The organism is Hyunsoonleella jejuensis, from assembly GCF_900111025.1.
Lineage (GTDB): Bacteria > Bacteroidota > Bacteroidia > Flavobacteriales > Flavobacteriaceae > Jejuia > Jejuia jejuensis.
In genome coordinates, this window is the sequence record NZ_FOFN01000001.1 from 782,681 (window position 1) to 804,054 (window position 21,374).

General features: G+C 34.4%; 19 protein-coding genes. 12 read left to right on the forward strand and 7 right to left on the reverse strand.

What is annotated here, in order from left to right:
- Positions 1–42: 42 nt before the first annotated feature.
- Complete coding sequence (locus tag BMY39_RS03345; RefSeq protein ID WP_092577607.1) at positions 43–945, forward strand: M28 family peptidase; 903 nt, start codon at positions 43–45, stop codon at positions 943–945.
- Here the strand turns inward: BMY39_RS03345 and BMY39_RS03350 are convergent.
- A complete protein-coding gene (locus BMY39_RS03350; RefSeq protein ID WP_092575364.1) occupies positions 942–4,364 on the reverse strand; it encodes a hypothetical protein in 3,423 nt (1,140 codons plus the stop codon). The genes BMY39_RS03345 and BMY39_RS03350 overlap by 4 nt on opposite strands.
- A gap of 123 nt (positions 4,365–4,487) precedes the next feature.
- Between BMY39_RS03350 and BMY39_RS03355 the strand changes: the two genes are divergently transcribed.
- The 3 genes from BMY39_RS03355 to BMY39_RS03365 all read left to right on the forward strand — a co-directional run bounded on the left by BMY39_RS03355 (position 4,488) and on the right by BMY39_RS03365 (position 7,557).
- Positions 4,488–5,249 carry an exodeoxyribonuclease III gene (locus BMY39_RS03355; RefSeq protein ID WP_092575367.1) on the forward strand — a complete coding sequence of 254 codons (762 nt, stop codon included), beginning with the start codon at positions 4,488–4,490 and terminating at the stop codon, positions 5,247–5,249.
- A 34-nt stretch (positions 5,250–5,283) separates the two neighbouring features.
- Entirely contained in the window at positions 5,284–6,237 is a 954-nt protein-coding gene (locus BMY39_RS03360; protein WP_394333960.1) for an OmpA family protein, read from the forward strand.
- 279 nt (positions 6,238–6,516) lie between these two features.
- Positions 6,517–7,557, forward strand: coding sequence for an aldo/keto reductase (locus tag BMY39_RS03365; RefSeq protein WP_092575373.1), 1,041 nt, complete (start codon positions 6,517–6,519; stop codon positions 7,555–7,557).
- A 75-nt stretch (positions 7,558–7,632) separates the two neighbouring features.
- On the opposite strand, the gene BMY39_RS03370 is transcribed toward BMY39_RS03365, so the two are convergent.
- Entirely contained in the window at positions 7,633–9,180 is a 1,548-nt protein-coding gene (locus BMY39_RS03370) for an Rne/Rng family ribonuclease (RefSeq protein ID WP_092575376.1), read from the reverse strand.
- Between the two features lie 316 nt (positions 9,181–9,496).
- On the reverse strand, positions 9,497–9,805 hold the full coding sequence (locus tag BMY39_RS03375) for an HU family DNA-binding protein (RefSeq protein WP_262490328.1): 309 nt from the start codon (positions 9,803–9,805) through the stop codon (positions 9,497–9,499).
- A gap of 123 nt (positions 9,806–9,928) precedes the next feature.
- On the opposite strand from BMY39_RS03375, the gene mutY reads away from it, so the two are divergent.
- Positions 9,929–10,966, forward strand: a complete 1,038-nt coding sequence (gene mutY / locus BMY39_RS03380; RefSeq protein WP_092575382.1) for an A/G-specific adenine glycosylase — start codon at positions 9,929–9,931, stop codon at positions 10,964–10,966.
- Between the two features lie 46 nt (positions 10,967–11,012).
- Here mutY and BMY39_RS03385 read toward each other — a convergent pair whose 3' ends face one another.
- Entirely contained in the window at positions 11,013–11,402 is a 390-nt protein-coding gene (locus BMY39_RS03385; RefSeq protein WP_092575385.1) for a hypothetical protein, read from the reverse strand.
- 570 nt (positions 11,403–11,972) lie between these two features.
- Between BMY39_RS03385 and BMY39_RS03395 the strand changes: the two genes are divergently transcribed.
- From BMY39_RS03395 to gldD, 3 genes are read left to right on the forward strand one after another with little or no spacing between them, the layout of a single operon-like run.
- Complete coding sequence (locus BMY39_RS03395) at positions 11,973–12,413, forward strand: single-stranded DNA-binding protein (RefSeq protein ID WP_092575391.1); 441 nt, start codon at positions 11,973–11,975, stop codon at positions 12,411–12,413.
- Between the two features lie 27 nt (positions 12,414–12,440).
- Complete coding sequence (locus BMY39_RS03400; RefSeq protein WP_092575394.1) at positions 12,441–13,745, forward strand: gliding motility-associated protein GldE; 1,305 nt, start codon at positions 12,441–12,443, stop codon at positions 13,743–13,745.
- A gap of 1 nt (position 13,746) precedes the next feature.
- Complete coding sequence (gene gldD / locus BMY39_RS03405) at positions 13,747–14,337, forward strand: gliding motility lipoprotein GldD (protein ID WP_092575397.1); 591 nt, start codon at positions 13,747–13,749, stop codon at positions 14,335–14,337.
- Positions 14,338–14,455: 118 nt separating this feature from the next.
- Here gldD and BMY39_RS03410 read toward each other — a convergent pair whose 3' ends face one another.
- The gene (locus BMY39_RS03410; protein WP_092575400.1) at positions 14,456–14,965 is read right to left on the reverse strand and encodes a heavy-metal-associated domain-containing protein; all 510 of its coding nucleotides are present in this window, start codon (positions 14,963–14,965) and stop codon (positions 14,456–14,458) included.
- Between the two features lie 102 nt (positions 14,966–15,067).
- Here BMY39_RS03410 and BMY39_RS03415 point away from each other — a divergent pair, with 102 nt between their 5' ends.
- Positions 15,068–15,943, forward strand: a complete 876-nt coding sequence (locus tag BMY39_RS03415; RefSeq protein WP_092575403.1) for a DMT family transporter — start codon at positions 15,068–15,070, stop codon at positions 15,941–15,943.
- A gap of 159 nt (positions 15,944–16,102) precedes the next feature.
- Complete coding sequence (locus BMY39_RS03420; RefSeq protein ID WP_092575405.1) at positions 16,103–16,549, forward strand: DUF4199 domain-containing protein; 447 nt, start codon at positions 16,103–16,105, stop codon at positions 16,547–16,549.
- A gap of 74 nt (positions 16,550–16,623) precedes the next feature.
- Here BMY39_RS03420 and BMY39_RS03425 read toward each other — a convergent pair whose 3' ends face one another.
- Positions 16,624–18,702, reverse strand: coding sequence for a M16 family metallopeptidase (locus BMY39_RS03425; protein WP_177176534.1), 2,079 nt, complete (start codon positions 18,700–18,702; stop codon positions 16,624–16,626).
- 16 nt (positions 18,703–18,718) lie between these two features.
- Positions 18,719–20,050 carry a M16 family metallopeptidase gene (locus tag BMY39_RS03430; protein ID WP_092575408.1) on the reverse strand — a complete coding sequence of 444 codons (1,332 nt, stop codon included), beginning with the start codon at positions 20,048–20,050 and terminating at the stop codon, positions 18,719–18,721.
- 304 nt (positions 20,051–20,354) lie between these two features.
- Between BMY39_RS03430 and rplU the strand changes: the two genes are divergently transcribed.
- Entirely contained in the window at positions 20,355–21,029 is a 675-nt protein-coding gene (gene rplU / locus BMY39_RS03435) for a 50S ribosomal protein L21 (RefSeq protein WP_092575411.1), read from the forward strand.
- A 37-nt stretch (positions 21,030–21,066) separates the two neighbouring features.
- Positions 21,067–21,327: a 50S ribosomal protein L27 gene (gene rpmA / locus BMY39_RS03440; RefSeq protein WP_092575414.1), complete on the forward strand. Its 261-nt coding sequence runs from the start codon at positions 21,067–21,069 to the stop codon at positions 21,325–21,327.
- Positions 21,328–21,374 lie beyond the last annotated feature (47 nt).

Consider the following 21,374-nt stretch of genomic DNA (forward strand, 5'->3'; position numbering starts at 1 on the left):
GGCCTTTTTTTATACCTTCATTTTCGTTTTAATTTAACTACAATGAGATGTAAAGTCCTTTTTTACTGTTTATTATTCGTTGTTTTATCTGCCTGTGCTCAGGGTAAAACTATGTTTGATGCTGATCTATTGTTATCAGACGTTAAAATATTAGCTTCTGATATGTTTGAAGGCAGAAAAACTGGAACGGAGGGTTCAAAAAAAGCACGTAACTACATCATAAACCAGTTTGAAACATTAGAAGTAAAACCACTTATTAATGCCTTTGAACAAGGATTTGACTTTTCATACGCCAACCAAAAATATACAGGAACAAATGTATTAGGGATTATTCATGGAGCTACCAAACCCGAAGAGTATATAGTTATTAGTGCACATTACGATCATTTAGGAATTCAAAATAGCACAGTCTATAATGGGGCTGATGATAATGCATCAGGAGTATCTGCGCTACTAGCATTTGCCCAATATTTTAAGAAAAACCCACCAAAACATTCAGTGATTTTAGCTGCTTTTGATGCCGAAGAACTTGGTTTGGAAGGTTCAAAGTATTACGTAAAGCATCCTATTGTTTCAGAAGATAAAATTGTGTGCAATATTAATATGGATATGATTAGTAGAAGTAATAATAGCGAGCTGTTTATTGTGGGCGCTAAGACGCATAAATCATTAGAAGCACTTTTAAATGAATTTACATCCGCATCAAAAAAGGTAAAATTAACTTTAGGGCATGATGGTTCTGATAATTTAGAAGATTGGACATATTCGTCCGACCATGCATCATTTTATAGAAAGGAAATTCCCTTTTTGTATTTTGGTGTTGCAGACCATAAGGATTATCATAAACATACGGACGATTACGACAAGATTCACCCAGATTTTTATAAAGAGGTAGTTCGTCAAATTATTCTATTGTTTAATAAAATAGACCAAATTACTTTTTAAAAATAAGCCTTCAACTGAATATTCCCTGTATGGATAGTTTTACTAGTCTCAGTTTTTCTTCCGAAGTAACTCAAATTCAAATCTAAGAATTTTGTCAGTTTTTTTTGGGCTAATAGCGTCCATGTAAAATTATTGCCTGGTTGTAAACCTTCCAACATTTGAAATGCTACAGGTGTATTTGGATTGCCATCAAAGTTGTTTAAAAAGTAATTTACTTCACCATTTACGGCGCCCTTTTCATTTTTAGATAAATTGAAGCCTACGCCAAATTTTTGTTGAGACAACGCTTCCAGCCCACCAATGGTATTATCTTTTGTGGTGTATTGATAAAAGATATCAAAACGGCTATTTTCATTGAATAAATAGGATAGTTTTGGGTTAAGCAATGCTTCATCAAACTTAAAGTTTTTACTTGTGAAGTTTTCACTTGAGCTTTCGTTAGAACCTACTGCAGATTGAAACGTAATCAACCAACTTTCTTGTATTTTATGATTGAAATTCAATTGATGGCTTCTTAGATTATTTTCTAACAAACCAACCGAAAGTGTGTTGCTCGATTTGTTGGAAAGATATGTGTAAGAGGTAGTATACTTTTGTTTTCCTCGATTAAAAAACAGAACATTTCTAAAATTTAATTGTAAGCCTAATTGGTTTTCGGCATTACTTTCAAACGGATTCAAATTGAAATTACTACCATTTCTTCTAATTTTTCTATCGATTAAATAACTGGTTTGATTGTAAAAATGCGACCAAAATTTCTTTGATTTTTCTTCTGAAACACGCCACTGCGCAGGATTGATAGTTAAAGTTTGGCTAAACCTATTTTGATGTGTTCTAATAAAAACACGATTTGGCAGTAATACTCTAATGTAATTGCCTTGATCTTGAAACTGAGCAATCTCGAATTCCTCTAATTCTTGAATACCGTTATTGTTGTAATCAATCCAGGTATAGGTGCCCTGTCCTGCTTCTACTTCTACATAGGTGAAATCTTGTTGCGGTAAAAATCCTGAATTGGTCTCAAATACCGTGTTGCTTTGTACAATATTCTTAAATAGTTTCTGATTGTATTGTAATCTAGAATTTAAAGAATTCTCGTCTTGAATGGTGTCACTTTCATGAGTTAAAGTTCTGTAATTGGCATACAACGAGAGGTTGGTATTTTTATTTTGAATGATACGCGAATCAACATAAAACGTATTTGAAGTATTTACTTTTTGAAGTTGATTATTCCTAATACTATCATTTACGCGATGTTTATAGCCAAATTGCGCAAAAACTTTAGTGCTATCACCAACACCAACAAAGGTTTCGTAAGCTATAAATTTCTGGCTTAAAGGCGTTAATGTTTTTGTGGCTATTTCGGCTTGCTCGTTGTCTTCAATTGACAATTTTGCGCCTACCCAACTTTTGCTCATACCGTAGGTTAGAGTATTATGAGATCTTAAAAATGTTGAGGTATTAATGCTGGATTCTGCATTTAAAAAACTGGTTCTGGAGTTTATCCGAAAGCGATTCAGAAGTAAATTAGCAATGGCAATATGTCTACTGCCATTGAAACCTGAAGCAAAATTTAAATATTCAAACTGATAATTGATGCGCCCTTTTTTTAAGTGCGAAAAATTAAGACCGGAATTTAAAAAAGTTTGTGTACCCAAATCGCCCACGCGTTGATTTCCTCTGGGTTGTTCTAAATTCCAGTCACGATTAAATTCTGCATTATACAGAATTTCAATACTTCTAAAATTGTCTTGAATGTAATCGGTATTGATATATGCGTTTAAATTCCACAAACTATCATTTTTAATAATACTCTGTTTTAGATTAAATCTACCTGCAAAACCGTCATTATCGTCATCGTCTATTGCTGAAAACAAGTTTAAATCATTTTTACTTCCAGCCAACTCAAAATCAATTTGAGTTTTTTCAGAAGGTGTATAATTGCCATTTACAACCGCCATTTGTAGTTTCGTAGGTGCAATAAGTTGTACAATTGGGGCATAATTTCCTTGTAATTCACCAGCATATTCGTAGATGTTATTAATGGCGTTGGTGCTACTTAGAACATAATCTCCTTGATTAGGGCCAACTAGTGTAAAGGATACTCTGAATAATTCCTCGTTTGGATTATTAGAGAATACAAAAACCTCATTGCCACCAACAATGTCCTTTCGGTACAAAATTCTATTCTCACTAAAAGACTCTTGGATTTCAGAAGGCGCAGACATTTGTGTTCGGTCATCTCCGGCATTAGATAAAACTTGAACTTGTGCTTCCGATAGATTTTGTTGTAACGGTTGATTTTTAGCATCATTTTCAGAATATACCGAAACACCAATCTTTAATTTTTCATTTTTAAAATTCCCACCGCCATAAGCTACCAATCGCGAATAGTTTCGATCACTAAATTGATAATCTACTGTAATTCGCATTTCTGAAGTAATAGGAAATGTAGTATTAAAAATAATTTCGCCAGCATTATAATCAATAATATAATCCTTGTCTTCGCCACGCTCTAAAGGAATTCCATTAACATAAACCGTTTCGCTTCCAGAGACTATTAATACAAATAATTCACCGTTTTGCCCTTGTAATTTATAAGGCCCTTGGTTGCCTTCTTGGGCAATAAACTGGCTTGTAGTAAACTGTCCGCGAACCAATGCTCCAGCGGCAAATACTTGTGTTTGGGTATCCGTTCCGCCTAAATTTGCATTAATGGATAACCCTTGTACACGTTTGGAAAACGCACCAAAGAAAGAATTGGTGTTTTGTAAATCGATATCACCTGCGCGAATATTCCAATTGTCACTAAACAGTTCAATAAATACTTGATCAAATTCATCCAAACGTTGGCTATACCCGCTCTCTTGTAAGGGAATATTCGCGTCTTGAATAGATGCTCTTAATGATACCTTCTCGTTTAGTTTCCCTGTAATTTGTAAATCTAATTCACTATTCAACACAGAGTTTTGATTGTTTCCAACGGTAACACCTCTAGAGATACTTCCAGAGGTAGTTAATCCATCAAAAGGCACAAAATTTCTTGAGGTATTGGATTGGGAAAGCTGATATAGTTTTTCAACGCCTTCGTTATTTTTTACAATAATGCTTTCGTCTAATTGCTTATAGGTTTTGGTTAAAAATTCAGGAAATTTTAAATAGTTAATGATAATAGAGTCACTAGCAACTGGTTTTTTAAACGTTAATTTCGCAGTAGGAAAATCGATGTTATAAAATGAAGAGTCTAAAATTTTATTATTTTTTGTTTTAACCGAAAACCAACTGGAATTAATACTTACGCTATCTACCAAAATGGTATCTCTTACTGCTACTTTTTTAGTTTTGTATTTGCTGTTTTGGCTTTGGGCAAAACCACCAAAACTTAACAATACAAACGTAATTAGTAGGACGTACTTCATTAGGTATTTAAACTATATTTAGCTTAAAATATTATGTTAATAGAATTCGTTATAACTCCTTAGGTGAATTATGGTGTAAAAGTAACGTATTATTTATTTTAGCTGAAATTCTTAAAGAGGCTAATGAAGATTATTTCCTATAACGTAAATGGCATTCGTGCTGCTATAAACAAAGGTTTTATTAACTGGTTAAAAAGTGCAAGTCCAGACGTTGTTTGTTTGCAAGAAATAAAGGCCATGAAAGACCAGTTAGACTTAAGTCTGTTTGAAGAAGCAGGCTATACCTATAACTATTGGTTTAGTGCTCAAAAAAAGGGCTATAGTGGCGTGGCAATTTTAAGCAAATTTGAACCTCGGCATGTGGAATATGGAACAGGTATTGAGTCGATGGATTTTGAAGGACGTAACCTAAGAGTTGATTTTGATGGGGTTTCCGTAATGAGTTTGTATTTGCCTTCAGGTACTAATGATGCACGTCTAAATCATAAGCTAGAGTATATGGATATGTTTCAAGAGTATATCGATAACTTGAAAAAAGATATTCCAAAATTGGTGATTTGCGGCGATTACAACATTTGTCATGAAGAAATTGATATTCATAATCCAAAAATGAAAGGTGTATCAGGATTTCTTCCCGTAGAACGCGAATGGATTGGAAATTTTATTGATAGTGGGTTTATCGATTCCTTCCGGTACCTTAACCCAGACCGACAAGAGTATAGCTGGTGGAGTTACAGAGCCAATGCACGTGCCAACAATAAAGGTTGGCGACTAGATTATGCAATGGTTTCACAGCCATTACAAGAAAATATAAAAAGAGCCGTTATACTAACCGAAGCGGTGCATAGCGACCACTGTCCAATTTTATTGGAAATAGAACGTTAAGCCTATAAATCAAATTAAAATATCCTAAACAATGATGAAACAAAGTTTATTAATCTTTATCCTTTTGGTATTTACAACCTCTTGTGTCTCACCTAAAATATATAAAGATTTAGAGAGTAAATATGCCACTTTAAAACAAGAAAACAGAAAGCTGACTAAGGAAAACGAATCACTTTTAGCAGGAAAAACAAGTGCAGAAAACGATTTAAAACAGTTACAAGCAGCTTATGACGAAGCTATTGCTGAACGCAACCGCTTAAGAAGTGATTATGCGGCGACTAAATCTAATCTTGATAATTTAAAAGCATCTTACGCTGCTTTGGAAAAGAATAGCTCAGAGGCGATTACAAAAAATTCTAAAAAAAACAGGGAATTGTTAGCAGAACTGGAAGCTAAGGAACAGGCTCTAGCAGCTGAAAGCGAGCGTTTACAGAAACTTAAACAAGCCTTGGAAGAGCGTTCTAACCGCATAGCAGAATTAGAAAATGTAATTGCAACAAAAGACGCGGCGATGACACAGTTAAAAAATGCGATTTCAAGAGCCCTAACAGATTTTGAAGGCAAAGGCTTAACTGTTGAGCAACGCGGTGGCAAGGTATATGTATCTATGGAAAACAAATTGTTATTCCAATCAGGGAGTTGGGCAGTGAATGCTGATGGAAAAACTGCAGTTAGAAGTCTTGGAAATGTATTATCCGAAAACCCTGATATTGCTGTACTTATAGAGGGTCATACAGATAACATACCTTATTCTGGTAATGGTGCACTTACGAGCAATTGGGATTTATCCACAAAACGTGCCACTGCTATCGTAAATATTTTACGGGAAAATACAGCGATAAATCCAGAAAACTTAACCGCAGCCGGTCGTGGTGAATATGCACCGGTTGCCTCGAACGACACGGAGGAAGGTAGAGCAAAAAACAGACGAATCGAAGTAATTCTAACGCCTAAATTAGATGAATTGTCTCGCTTATTGAACGAGTAGTAGCAGGGCGTTACCCCGCTTGGTCGCTGAGGCTCTCGAAGCGGGGTAGGGCTTTACTCATTGGTTTATATTTAAATTAAAGAATTCGTGAATGTAAACAACATTTCACTAGTTGCTCTCTGCGAGGAACTCCAACATATAGCCTGCACTGAGCGCAGTCAAAGTGTTCAATCCCTAACGCATAAAAAACCGTTAATAAGGGTAATAGGCTCTTAACGGTTTTTTATCTTTACACTTCGCCTAGAAATTCAAGATGTCTAACATGACTAATCATCTAAAATGAAATACACTAAAATACCTAATACCGATATAGAAGTAAGTAAAATATGCCTTGGCACCATGACGTGGGGAAACCAAAACACGCAAGACGAAGGCTTTAAACAAATGGACTATGCCTTAGATAGCGGAGTGAATTTCTTTGATACTGCTGAATTATATCCCGTTCCTGCAAATGCTGAAACCTATGCAGAAACCGAAAGAATTATCGGCAATTGGTTCAGGAAAACAGGCTATAGAGATAAGATTGTACTAGCATCAAAAATTTGCGGTCCAGGGGATTATACAGCTCATGTTCGGAAAACGGGATTTAGTACAAATGCTCTAAATGAAGCTTTAGATAATAGTTTAAAACGCTTACAAACCGATTATATCGATTTGTATCAATTGCATTGGCCAGAGCGACAAACCAATTATTTTGGACAGCGAGATTTCAAATATAATCCAAATGATGCTTGGGAAGATAACTTTCATGAAATACTACAAACTTTAAATGGTTTTGTTAAAGCTGGAAAAGTAAGAGAAATAGGAATTTCGAACGAGAGGTCATGGGGAGTAATGCGTTATTTGGAAGAATCTAAAACAAATAACTTACCGAGAGTAAAGACCATACAAAACCCCTACTCTTTGCTGAATCGCACTTTTGAAAGTGATTTAGCTGAAATGTCCATTAGAGAAAATATTGGGCTTTTGGCATATTCGCCATTGGCATCTGGTTCGCTTTCTGGTAAATATATTGATGGCAAACTACCAAAAAACTCAAGATTTGATTTGTTTCCGAGATTTGCAGGGCGTTATAATAGCCCACAAGCTTTAGAAGCCACAAAACGCTATTTTAAAATAGCCGAAAAACATGGTTTGTCTTTAACTCAAATGTCATTGGCATTTATAAATCAACAACCATTTTTAACTGGAAATATTATTGGGGCAACAACGCTTGAGCAGCTTAAAGAAAATATTGATAGTATTCATATAGATTTAAGTGAAGACATTATCAAGGAGATTAATGCGGTGCATAATGCTATTCCTAATCCTGCACCTTAAGTTTTTGATAAATTTAGTGTTGTGTATCTAAAAACAAAAAACCCGCAAACTTAAAAAGTAGCGGGTTTTTTTTAATTATTTAATTTGATTACCATTTTTATCAAAAAAATGATATTCTAAATATGTGTAAGCATCGCGGGGTAAAATCTTCACCCATTTTTTGTGTTCTAAAAACCATTTAGAACGTATAGATGGAAAGCCTTTGGTTAAAAAGGCCGCTATAAAAGGATGTGTGTTTAGGGTCACCTTCTTATAGTCTTTTTTAAATAGTATTTCAAGATCATGGTTTATTTTTTGCACCAAACTTATAGGTGCTTCTACCTCAGAACCGTTTATAATCTCATCAGGATTCTCCTCACGAGTTTTTATATTCATTTCGGGGCGTGTACGTTGTCTTGTAATTTGTATCAAACCAAATTTACTTGGTGGCAGTATTTTATGTTTTGCTCTATCGTCCTTCATTTCATCGCGAAGGTGATTAAAGAGTTTCTGCCTATTTTCAGACTTTGTCATGTCTATAAAATCAATTACAATGATGCCGCCCATATCCCGCAAACGCAGTTGGCGTGCAATTTCTGTAGCTGAAATTAAGTTAACTTCTAAGGCTGTTTCCTCTTGGTTGTTAGATTTGTTAGATCTGTTGCCGCTGTTTACATCTATAACATGCAGCGCTTCGGTGTGTTCTATTACCAAATAGGCGCCTTTTGTCATGGAAACAGTTTTTCCAAAAGAGGTTTTTATCTGTCTTTCAATTCCGAATTTTTCGAAAATTGGAACTTTAGATTGATACAATTTAACTATTGCTTCTTTTTTAGGTGCAATTTCTTGCAAGTAATCTTTAATTTGGTAGTACAGCGTTTCATCATCTACTGTTATTCCAGTAAAGGAATCATTAAATATGTCTCGTAAGATTGACGAGGCCTTGTTCATTTCCCCTAATACTTTACTAGGGTGATGCGCTTTGTACAATTTTTTACACATTGCATTCCAACGATGGAGCAAATTCTGTAAATCTTTATCTAATTCGGCTACTTTTTTGCCTTGTGCTACAGTGCGAACTATTATACCAAAACCTTGTGGTGTAATACTTTTTACCAATCGTTTTAAGCGGTCTTTTTCTTCACGATCCTCTATCTTTTGTGAAATAGAAATTCGGTTGGAAAAAGGCATTAAAACAATATATCTACCAGCTACCGATAACTCTGAGGTTATCCGCGGCCCTTTTGTAGATATGGGTTCTTTAACAATTTGTACTAATAGCGATTGATTGGATTTTAAGACGTCGGCAATTTTGCCATCTTTCTCAATATCCTTTTCAAATGGGAAGTTTTTTAAAGAAAAATCTTTTAATTTACCTGTGCTTACACGTTTTGTGAATTTTAAAAGTGAAGGTAATTTAGGCCCTAAATCATGATAGTGCAAAAAAGCATCTTTATCATACCCTACATTTACAAATGCAGCGTTTAGTCCTGGAACAGTTTTACGAATTTTGGCGATAAACACGTCGCCAACCGAAAAATTGTTATCATCTTCATCCTTTTGTAATTCAATAAGTTTTCCATCTTTTAATAAGGCAAAATCAACAGCTTCTGAATTAGATCGAATAATCAATTCTTTATCCATTGTGTTAATTTTAATCCATTGCACGAAGGCGCAACAGATGGATTATACATTATTTTTTCACAGGATTTTAATCCGTGGAGTTCAAAATACACTAGTTGTAGTGTTAAAAATATATGAACTCATTTCAAAGAACTTTGTTGTTGTTACAATCAAAAAAAGTAGCTATCTTAACTACTTTTTCGATTTATTTTTTCTTTTTGTGACGGTTAGCGCGTCTACGTTTTTTACGCTTATGCGTCGCTACCTTATGTCTTTTGCGTTTTTTACCACTTGGCATAAATAGTGTCTTTTTAAATTAATAATTTATCTTGATATTTTACTTAACTTCTACATTAGATTTAACACCTTCAACAAAAACTTTTGCAGGCTTAAATGCAGGTATGTTATGTGCCGGAATTTTTATAGTAGTATTTTTAGAGATATTTCTTCCAGTTTTTTCTGCTCTTGTTTTAATTATAAAGCTTCCAAAACCTCTTAAATATACATTATCACCACTTTCAAGTGACGTTTTTACTTCTTCCATAAATGTTTCAACGGTTGCTTGAACATCTCCTTTTTCTATTCCTAATTTCTCAGAAATTTTTGCTACTAAATCAGCCTTTGTCATTTTTAATCTTTTTATTATTCGGGTTATATAAATTCTAAAAGGGATGCAAATATATGCATTTAATATTCAATATTTCAAACCTAATTCATTAAAATTTAAGATTATAAACGTTTATTTTAGCACTTCGTAGAAAATTAATCCATGGCTTTTTCAGAAATTTTAATTCGCTGGTATTCAAGCAATAAAAGATGTTTGCCTTGGCGCGAAACCCAAAACCCATATTTTATTTGGCTATCGGAAATTATTTTACAGCAAACACAGGTGAAACAAGGATTGCCGTATTACGAAGCTTTTACTGAACATTTTCCAACGGTTTTTGATTTGGCAAACGCAAAGGAAAGTGAGGTGTTAAAACTCTGGCAAGGACTTGGATATTATTCTCGTGCTAGGAACTTACATTTTACGGCGAAATACGTGGTAAATGAATGTAATGGCGTTTTTCCTAAGACCTATAAAGACCTTTTAAACCTGAAAGGTGTTGGCGATTACACTGCCAGTGCCATAGCATCTATTTGTTTTAATGAAGCTACTGCAGTTGTAGATGGTAACGTGTACCGTGTGTTATCCCGTTATTTTGGTATTAAAACACCAATAAATTCCACAGCAGGCATTAAAGCGTTTAAAACTTTAGCCCAAGAACTACTAGATAAAAAAGACCCCGCAACGTTTAACCAAGCCATTATGGAATTTGGTGCGACACAATGTAGGCCCAAGAATCCAGAGTGCATGTTTTGTCCGTTTCAAGAATCTTGTGTCGCATATAATAAGGGTAAGGTTGATGAACTTCCTGTGAAGTTAAAAAAGCTTAAAGTAAAGCAGCGCTATTTTAATTTTTTGGTGTTTCTATCGGAAGACAAAAAAACCGTTTTAGAAAAACGAGAAGGAAAGGGTATTTGGCAGAATCTGTATCAGTTCCCTTTGATAGAAACGGATAAGAATATGAATTATAATCAGTTTTTAAAATTAGTTGAGAGTCATCCAATCCCTAAAGGAAAATCTTTTGAACTGCATCAATATAATGACGTACCGAAAGTTCATAAGTTATCCCATCAACATTTGAATACGACCTTTTGGATAGTTAGTATTGATTCGGTTGAGAATGGTGTGCCTTTTGAAACAATTACTAAATACCCTGTACCTATTTTGATTGGGAAGTTTATTGAGGAGTTTGAAAGTTAGGGCTTACCTTGACAAGCAAATAGCTAAGATTAAGTGCCTATAATCCTTAGTCATAACTCCATCCCTTTTCTATCTTGGTAATTTGTCCTTTTCCGTCAAAATATACACTTGAACGATACCATGCAAAATCTCTAATTAAATACTTTATATTACTCCTTTTGCTTAAAAAAGAATCACGGGTATATAAAAATTGGATTTCATTTTTCAAAGTCCACTTTCGTAATGGTTCCCCAATGAGTTCAACAACTTCTTCCATACTTAAGTCCATTTGTATTAAGTCGAACTTTTCAGGGGTGTAGTTTTCAGAAAATTCTGTATCAATGTACGGATCAAATATATTGTAACCCTCCATTAAAGAAACTCCTCCAAAAAGGAATACAAAAGCGAGAATTGGTATAAATATGATACTAGTAAGTATTTTGTATAGAATTCTCATTTAAAAATAACAGGCTGTAACGCAGTAAACAAATAACCAAAAATAAATAATAGGGCACTTAAGCCAAATGAAAGTTTAAAGCTTTTGATAAAGGATGATTTTCGATTTCGCTTAGACCAAACGCTAATAGATAAAGATATAACCAAACCTCCAATAATAATAACAGCGCTAATAAATAGTATTAATTTTCCAATATTATAAGGGGCTGCAGCGGCTACAGATAAGAGCATTGCTATACAAAACATAAATATGCTAAAAACCCATTTTCTGATGTCCTTCATTCGAATTGATATTTGGTTGGATTGATAACGATTAAGTGAACATAATATTGCTCTTGTTAAACCTAATAGTTGCCGATATCTCTGCTTTAGGGATTGCAGCGGTAGCTTTTGGCGAGGCGCATCGCGCCAAAACTATTAGCGGAAAGCCTGACCCCCGCTTTGAGAGCCTCAGCGACCGAGGGGGTAATGCCCAAAATATAATATGTCTTAGAATATTCTTATTTTTTTACTAATTTTAAAAATGTGAAGAATGAATACTTACTTTTGCATTCTCTAAAACATTTAAATTATGGCAGGTTCATTAAATAAAGTAATGCTAATTGGTAATTTGGGCGATGATGTTAAAATGCACTATTTTGAAGGTGGTGGTTGCGTAGGGCGTTTTCCCTTGGCAACTAGCGAAACCTACATGAGCAAGCAAACCAACGAACGTATTACCAATACCGAATGGCATAATATAGTGGTAAGAAACAAAGGTGCGGAAATTTGCGAAAAGTATTTGAGTAAAGGTGATAAGGTATATATTGAAGGCCGTATAAAAACTAGAAAATGGACAGATGATAAGGGTAACGACCGTTATTCTACAGAAATTCAATGTACCGATTTTACGTTTTTATCTACTAAAAAAGAAAGCGAGGCCAATGCTGCCAATTCTGGTAGTAGTGGACAAGCAAGTCCTTCAGCTCCAAGTCAGCCTCCTGTGGATGATAACGATGATTTACCATTTTAACCTTAAGTTTAACTAAATCCGAATTAGGTGGATCCTGAACCCCCGAGTTTACATTTTTTATTTTTAGCAATTGATATTCCAGTTGTTTTTGGCTTTGTGTTGCTTTTTGTACTGTTATGTTGTTCTGCATTAATTTCTGGAGCAGAGGTGGCACTGTTTTCGTTAACAAGAACCGATATTGATAACCATCCTGAAGCAGAAAGCAGGCCATTTAAAATTATTCTTCAACTATTAGAGCGCCCTAAAAAGCTATTGGCAACAATTTTAGTAGCCAATAATTTCATAAATATTGCCATAGTGCTATTATTTGCTTATTTGGGTGATTTTATGTTTGGAGGTGTTACAAATCCAACGGCAAAATTTATTTTAGAAGTTATTGTTGTTACTTTTTTGATTTTGTTATTTGGTGAAATTTTACCAAAAATTTATGCCAGTAGAAACAACCTTAAATTTGCCGGTATTATGGCCTATCCTCTAAGGGTTTTAGATGTATTGTTATCTCCTGTAAGCTTACCTATGCGTAGCGTTACTTTAGGTATACATAATAAATTAGGGAAGCAAAAATCTAATTTAAGCGTGGATCAATTATCTCAAGCCTTAGAGTTAACAAGTCATGAAGACACTTCAAAAGAAGAAAAGAAAATTTTACAAGGTATAGTTTCATTTGGAAATACAGATACCAAGCAGGTTATGCGCCCGCGTATCGATATTTTCGCCTTAAATGCATCGCAAAAATATACAGAGATTATCCCTGAAATTGTTGAGAACGGATATTCTAGAATACCAGTTTACGAAGAAAACATAGATCAAATAAAAGGAATTCTTTATGTAAAGGATTTGTTGCCGTACATAGATAGAAAACAATTTGATTGGACAAACCTACTGCGAGAACCGTTCTTCGTGCCAGAGAATAAAAAGCTGGATGATTTGATGGCGGAGTTCCAAGAGAAAAAAGTGCACTTGGCTGTTGTTGTTGATGAATACGGAGGCACTTCAGGATTAATTTCTTTAGAAGATATTATTGAAGAAATTGTAGGTGATATTAGCGATGAGTTTGATGATGAAGATTTAAACTACTCTAAGCTAGATGATAAAAATTATGTTTTTGAAGGAAAAACAGCTTTAAAAGATTTTTACAAAGTGATTAAGCTAGAAGATGATTCTATTTTTGATGATGAAAAAGGTGAAGCCGAAACCATTGCAGGGTTTGTTTTAGAAATTTCTGGAAGTTTCCCCAAACTACAATCTAAAATATTTTTTAGAGATTACGTTTTCACAATAGAGGCTATGGATAAAAAACGCATAAAACGCGTAAAGGTTACAATTATTTAACATGAAGCTACAACTTGGCATATTATTAGGTTTCGTTTTTATTTTCGTGTCTTGCGGCGGGGAAGATTATCTGCCTAAACCAAAAGCATATTTAAGATTGGATTTTCCTGAAGCGACCTATAAAACACAACATCTACCAAAAATGCCGTTATCTTTTGAAGTGAGTAGTTTGGTTGAAGATATAAGCGTTAAACCCTTAAAAAGCACAACTGAAAGTTATGGTGTGAACTTGCATTATAAACCATTAAAAGCTACTTTATTTTTAACGTATAAGGCCATTGAAGGCAAGGAAAAGAACTTGAATGATTTTTTAAGAGATGCCCAAAAACTAACTTTAGAACACACAAAGAAAGCAGATGAAATTCCAGTATATCCTTATGAAAATGCTGAACGGAGGGTGTATGGTATGCTATCGGAAGTTAAGGGGAATGCTGCTTCTCCAGCGCAGTTTTATGTTACGGACAGTATAAATCATTTTTTAACAGGCTCTTTGTATTTTAAGGCGAAACCCAATTACGATTCTATTTTACCTGCAGCGAATTATTTGCAAAAGGATATTCAGCGTATTATAGAAACTATCGAGTGGCAATAAAAAAGCTTCCCTTTTAAGGGAAGCTTTTTTATCAACACTTAATTTTAAAAAAATCAATTCGTAAGATTGATTGCATTATGGGATCATTCTCACAAAAGAAGGAATGTCAACATGGGGCTTAAGCTTTTTGTGCGCAACAGGCTTTTTTGCAATCTGCCTTACAGGCCATTTTTTCAGTACCTGTTGCTTTGTTTTTACAACAGTCTTTTTCACAACCAGGTTCGCAGGCTTTAGTTTTAGCTTCATTAGAGAACGCGTCAACCGTTTTCATGTCGCTAACCTTGTAAGTGTCGGCAACACCTGTAACGGTAGCTTCCAAACTATTAGGAGTTACTTTAGCTTCATCGTACTCCACCATAGCTAATTCGTTTTCAAAATCAACTTTAGCATAGGTTACACCTTCCATTTTTGCAATTTTCTTTTCAATGGTGGCAGCACAACCTACGGCACATGTCATGCCTTTCACGGTAAATTCAGCTTTAGCATAGGTTGCGTTTGGGTCTAATTCTTTTTTAGCCTCAGTGGTTTCAACTTCAATGGTTTTTACTTCGGCTTCTTTGTTATTTTTACAGTTTGTCGCCAATAGAAAACATAATGTAGCGCCAAGAATGTATGTTATTGTTTTCATATGAAATGGGTATTTTAAAAATATGTTACAAAATTACTAAATAATGCGATTTATTGGGTTAAAAACTTCACTTTTGTGCCCTTAGAATAATACGTGGTAGTAATGGCTGTAAAATCCGTAAAATGGATATATCTTGTTGTACTTTCTCTTATTTGGGGAAGTTCGTTCATTTTAATTAAAAAGGGGCTAGTAGGTTTAACCCCTGTGCAACTAGGTGCTATTCGTATTATTTTTACAACGGTTTTTTTATTTGTTGTTGGTTTTAATCGTATAAAATCTATAAAACTAAAGGAATGGAAATGGGTAATTCTCACGGGGCTTTTAGGTACATTTTTCCCTTCATTTTTATTTGCTTTTGCAGAAACAGAAATTGATAGCTCTGTAGCTTCTATTTTAAATTCCCTAGTGCCTTTAAACACTATTATACTTGGGTTTTTTGTTTTTAAACTGAAGTCTACAAGGCGACAGGTTTTGGGAGTATTTATTGGACTTACTGGTACAATGTTGTTGATCTTAAATGGAGCATCCCTGAATCCAAATCAAAACTATCTGTATGTTGCATTTGTAATATTAGCTACCTTAATGTATGCAGCGAGCGTAAATATTTTAAAACGCTACTTACAGCATGTGAGCGCCCTTACTATAGCTGTCGGGAATTTTGCCGCTATAGTATTGCCAGCAGTTATAATATTGGTGTTTTCAGGGTTTTTTAAACCAGAGGTACTGTCTGCGCCTACTTTAAAACCGGCATTATGCTACATGCTAATTTTGTCGTTATTCGGTACGGCAATAGCCAAAGTAATGTTTAACAAGTTGGTACACATCGCCACTCCGGTTTTTGCCTCTTCCGTTACGTATTTAATGCCAATAATTGCAGTTTTTTGGGGTGTGTTAGATGGTGAGCGTTTTGGGATTGTCCAGGGGTTAGCGACGCTAATCATCTTAATTGGCGTGTATTTAGCGCATAAGCGTAAGTAGGTTTTTATCTAAGGAATCACTATTAAATTATTAAAAGTCGTTTTTTTTTACGAACTTTAAGAGATTTGAAAAGTTAAACAAACCAATCTATTTTAGAAGTATAACCTATTGTCTTAGGAGATATACTAATTTTGAAATAACCAATAAAATTTAGCTTTTATGAAAAACTTGATTCTTCCCATTCGTTTTGGCTTAGTTACAAGCGCAGTGCTAATTGCCTATTTTTTGGTGCTCTCTTTATTTGATAAGCATACCAATCCGGCATTTAGTTTAGTTAATGCAGCAATAACACTTCTTGGAATTTATGAAGCTGTGAAAATTAGTAAGCTGCAGCATAACTCAGACTTTTCATACGGAGAAGGCTTCAAAACAGGCTTAGTTACGGGTGCGGTTGCTACTGTTGTTTTTACATTGTTTTTTTTACTATATGCCACCGAAATTAATGCAGAATTCCTACCTGTTTTACTTGAAAAAATGAATTGGGGCTTTAAATCTCATATTGGTCTAATTGTGTTTGTTGTTGCTATTATGGGATTTTCTACAACATTGGTGTCATCGCTAACGGTAATGCAGCTATTTAAGAAATCGCGGAATATTGCTTCATAATAGCATATAAAAAAGCCCAAGAGTAAATATCTTGGGCTTCAACTTATTACTTAATGAAGTTGGACTTCTTCTTTTTAATTGAAATCAGCTTCAGAGACTCCATCATTCACTTTGATACTGGTTATTTTCATAGATATATTTTGAGGTCCAGCCATTATACTTATGCTGTGAGGTACTTTTATGTTATTTACAGAAGTATACTCACTATAATCTACAATAGATGTGATTTTTTGCCCTTGAGTTTCAGTTGTTGATTCCTCGCGTACTAACAATCCACTTTCAACACTGTAATAGCGATGCGACGGTTTATCACCAAGCATTACTTTTACTTTGTAAACATCTTTATCCTCAATAGATATGATACTTTCTAAAGTTATTTGGGCATCTTTATAATGCAGTTCCGGGAATATAGTTTTACCACTTTTCTTTTCTGCAATTTCTTCAGAGGTTAACTCTTTTTTCATGCCTTGTTGCTCCATATAACCACCCTCTCCATTAAATTTCTGCTTCATAATAACGCCCATACCTTGTGCTGTCATTTCCATAGACTCTTTGTTTGGCGCCATTTCTTTTATTTCTGCAGTTAACGTAACCGGTACATTTTTAATGCTTACATCAGCAGTTTTATAAAGTGTTTTTACTAACGTAGCATTTTCTTTACCGCCAATTGCTTTAATGTAATTATCAATTACAGATTGGGCAGTAACACCATCAGGTATTGGTTTTGAGAACTCTGGTTTTGGTACTTCATTGGCATATTTGTCGTAATAATTTATAGGAATACCTGTTTTTTCTAGGTTTGATAAAACATCACTTCCTTTACCAACAACAATAATTCGAGCTTGATCTGCCAAGAAATACTTATTAGCTGCTTTTTGAACATCTTCTATTGTTACAGCATTAATTTTTTCTAGGTAGTTTTTATAGAAATCATCAGGAAGATTATTTAATTTAATATTTAGCGCATAGTTTGCAATGGTTTGTGGTCTTTCTAAAGCCATAACAAAACTGCCTGCATATGCTGCTTTTGCTGCTGCAAGGGTTTCGGCAGTAACGGGCTCTGTTCTAATGCGTTTTACCTCCTTTAGCATTTCAACAACTGAGCTATCTGTTACTTCATTTCTTACCTCTGCTGTTGCCAAAAAGCGAGAAGCACCATATCTAGAAGCGCCAATTCTTGAATAGGAGCCATAGGTATAAGCTTTATCATCTCTTAGATTTTGAAATAAATATCCAGTTGCTCCACCACCAATAATATAATTGGCTATAAGTGCCGCATAGTAATCCTCATCTCCCATTTTCAATTCTACATTATTTGTAAGTATAATGTTTGACTGAACTGCATTTGGCATGTCAACAAAATTAATTGTTGTTTCTTTCAGATTAGCATTAGGTTTTGGCATTTCTGGTTGCGCATCAACTGTATTTTTCCATGCTCCAAAATGCTTCTTAATAGTAGACTTAATTTTTTTTGCATTAACATCACCAATTACAACTAAATAAGCATTTTTAGGGTTGAAATTCCTTTTATAATTATCTACAACATCAGTAAAAGCAATGTTGTTTAAACTTTCATTGCTAACATATTCACCATAGGGATGACGCATTCCATAAGTTAATGCATCCTGAACACGATCAGCAATTGCTTGAACACTTTTTTCTTGAGTTTTTAATCCTTCAGATAGTTTATCCTTTTCTTTTTTAAATTCTTCTTCTGTTAGTAAAGGATTTATTGCAGCGTCTGCTAACAATTCTATGATTCTATCTGAGTATTTTGATAGAGAACTCGCAAAAGCACTCTGTGAACCAAAGGATAAGCTAGCCCCTAAAAAGTCAATTTCTTCATTAAACTCATCTTTAGGAATAGAGGTGGTACCATTTCCTAGCATTGTTCCTAAGATATTAGAAACCCCTGCTTTATCACCCTCGGCAGAAGGTGTATTATCTATTCTTAAAGAAAAAGAAACTCTAGGTAATTTATGATTTTCAACTACCAAAACTGTGAGCCCATTTTTTAATTGAAATTCCTTAGGAGTATCAAGAGAGATTTTTGGCGCAGGCCCTGGTTCTGGTTGTTTAGTTCTATCTAATTGTGCATTAACGCCAACCGACATTAAAAGCATAATGATTAAAACGTATATATTAGATTTCATAATTTTCATATCTTTTTTAATTATCTTTTTTTGGCAAATATTCTAATTCTAAACGCTGATTAGGATTCAAGTATTTCTTTGCAACCCTTTGTATGTCTTCTCTTGTTATAGCGCGATAAATATCAATTTCAGTATTTATTAAATTGATATCTCCGTATAATAAGTAATAATCTACCAATGAATTTGCAATACCCGAAATGCTTGAGTTCGAGTTTACAAAATTGTTTTCAAACTGATTTTGTAGCTTTTGAAAGTCTCTTTCAGAAATAAGTTCATTTTGTAATTTTTCTATTTCCTCATCCATTTCAGCTAGTAGCTCCTTAAGGCTAACCTCACCTAACGGAAGCGCAAATAAAGCATAAATACCAGCATCAACTTGTGTTAGGTTTACTGCTTGTACCGCTAAAGCCTGTTTTTGTTTGTCAACTAGTTTCTTGTAAAGCACAGAACTTTTACCATTGCTTAAATATGAAGAAATCATATTGAGAACATAACTGTCTTTTTCAGTTTGCGCAGGAGTTCTGTAGGCTGCAATTATTGCAGGTATTTGAATGTTCGAATCATAAAACTTTTTGTGTATCGTTTCAGTTATAGGCTCATCTTCTGGAAAGTTTCTAACAGGTTTTGGGCCAGTTTTTATGTCGCTAAAGTAAGCTTCAATTAATTCTTTTGTCTTGGAAGTTTCAATGTCTCCAGCGACTACCATAACTGAATTTGTGGGTACATACCACTTATCAAAATAAGCTTGAAATTCTTCTAATGTAGCAGCGTCAAGGTGTTCCATTTCACCAATATTCTTGTTCCTATACGGATGTTTCTCAAATAAACCCTCAGTTACTGCAAATAATATTTGGCCGTATGGAGAATTGTCGTAACGTAAACGTTTCTCTTCCTTTACAACTTCGTTTTGGGTGTCAACTGCATCTTGATCGATAATAGGGTGGAGTAGTCTTTCTGATTCCATCCAAAGCGCCAATTCCAAATTATTAGAAGGAAATGTTTGATAGTAATAGGTTCTGTCTAAGGATGTATTTGCATTTCCTTGACCGCCATTTGCGGCTCTAATTTTACGCCATGTGCCTTTTTCAATGTTTTTTGTTGGACCAGAGGCCAATAGATGCTCAAAAAAATGAGCAAAACCTGTACGTTCTGGATTATTATCTCCCCCGAGGTCTTTACCGCCAACATCGTGCATTACGCCAACGGTGATTACCGGTGCAGAATTATCTTGGTGCAGAATAACATGTAAGCCATTTTCCAAGGTGTACTCTTCAAAATCTACTTCTTGGGCAGTTGCTGTAAAAGCAGAAAATACCAGTGAAGCACATAATATTAAGTGTTTTTTCATAGTAAGTTATTATTTAATTAATAAGGTGTTTGTCTTTGCAAAAGGACAATTTGTTACAAAAGAAGATTAAAAATATTAAAATAATATATAGTATTCAGGCAATTTTAGAGGATTTAATGAAATTTTTACTAGATCGATTTTCTCAGTTGTCGTATTACTGTAGAATACGCTAAAATTCGTTAAAATAATTTGTCAAAATAAGAGGTTATGATTTGTAGATTAATTAATTAGAATTATATTTGCACCCGCCTTAGAGAAATCTATGGCATTTATAATTAATAAAAATTAATAAAAACGTTACGCTATGTACGCAATTGTAGAGATAGCAGGGCATCAATTTAAAGTTGAAAAAGACCAAAAAGTTTTTGTTAATCGTTTACAAACAGAAGAAGGTAAGAAAGTTTCTTTCGATAATGTTCTTTTAATTGGAGACGGTAACAATGTAACTGTAGGCGCCCCAGCTATAGACGGAGCACAGGTAAGTGCAAAAGTCTTAAAGCACCTTAAAGGAGATAAGGTGATAGTTTTCAAAAAGAAAAGAAGAAAGGGTTACCGTGTAAAAAACGGACATAGACAATCTTTATCTGAAATCGTAATTGAAAGCATCGTAGCTTCTGGAGCTAAAAAAGCAGCTCCAAAAAAGGAAACTATAAAGGCTGAACCTAAAGCAAAAGTAGAGGTTCAAGCAGCAGCTCCAAAAGCTGAAGCTAAACCAGCTAAAAAAGCAACAGGAAAAGCCGATGATTTAAAGAAAATTGAAGGTGTTGGTCCTAAAATCGCTTCAACGTTAGTAGAAGCAGGTATTGCAACTTTTGCTGATTTAGCAAAAACTAAACCTGAAGCAATTTCTGAAATCATTTCTGGAGTTCGTGGAAATCACGTAACCGATACTTGGCCAGCACAAGCTAAATTGGCTGCAGAAGGTAAGTGGGACGAGCTTAAAAAATGGCAAGACGAATTAGATGGTGGTAAAGCATAAGCTTTTCATCGTAGTAATAATATAAAATCGAAATAAAATGGCACATAAAAAAGGAGTCGGAAGTTCGAAAAACGGTAGAGAATCAGAATCGAAACGCTTAGGTGTTAAGATTTTTGGTGGTCAAGCAGCTAAAGCTGGTAATATTATCGTAAGACAAAGAGGGAATACACATCACCCAGGTGAAAACGTATATTCTTCAAAAGATCATACATTACATGCCTATGTAGATGGTATCGTAAAATTTACAAAGAAAAAAGACAACAAGTCTTATGTTTCTATCGAGCCGTTTGAAGCTTAAGAAACAATTTCTTTAAAAAGCTCAACCCTTTCTGGAAACAGAGAGGG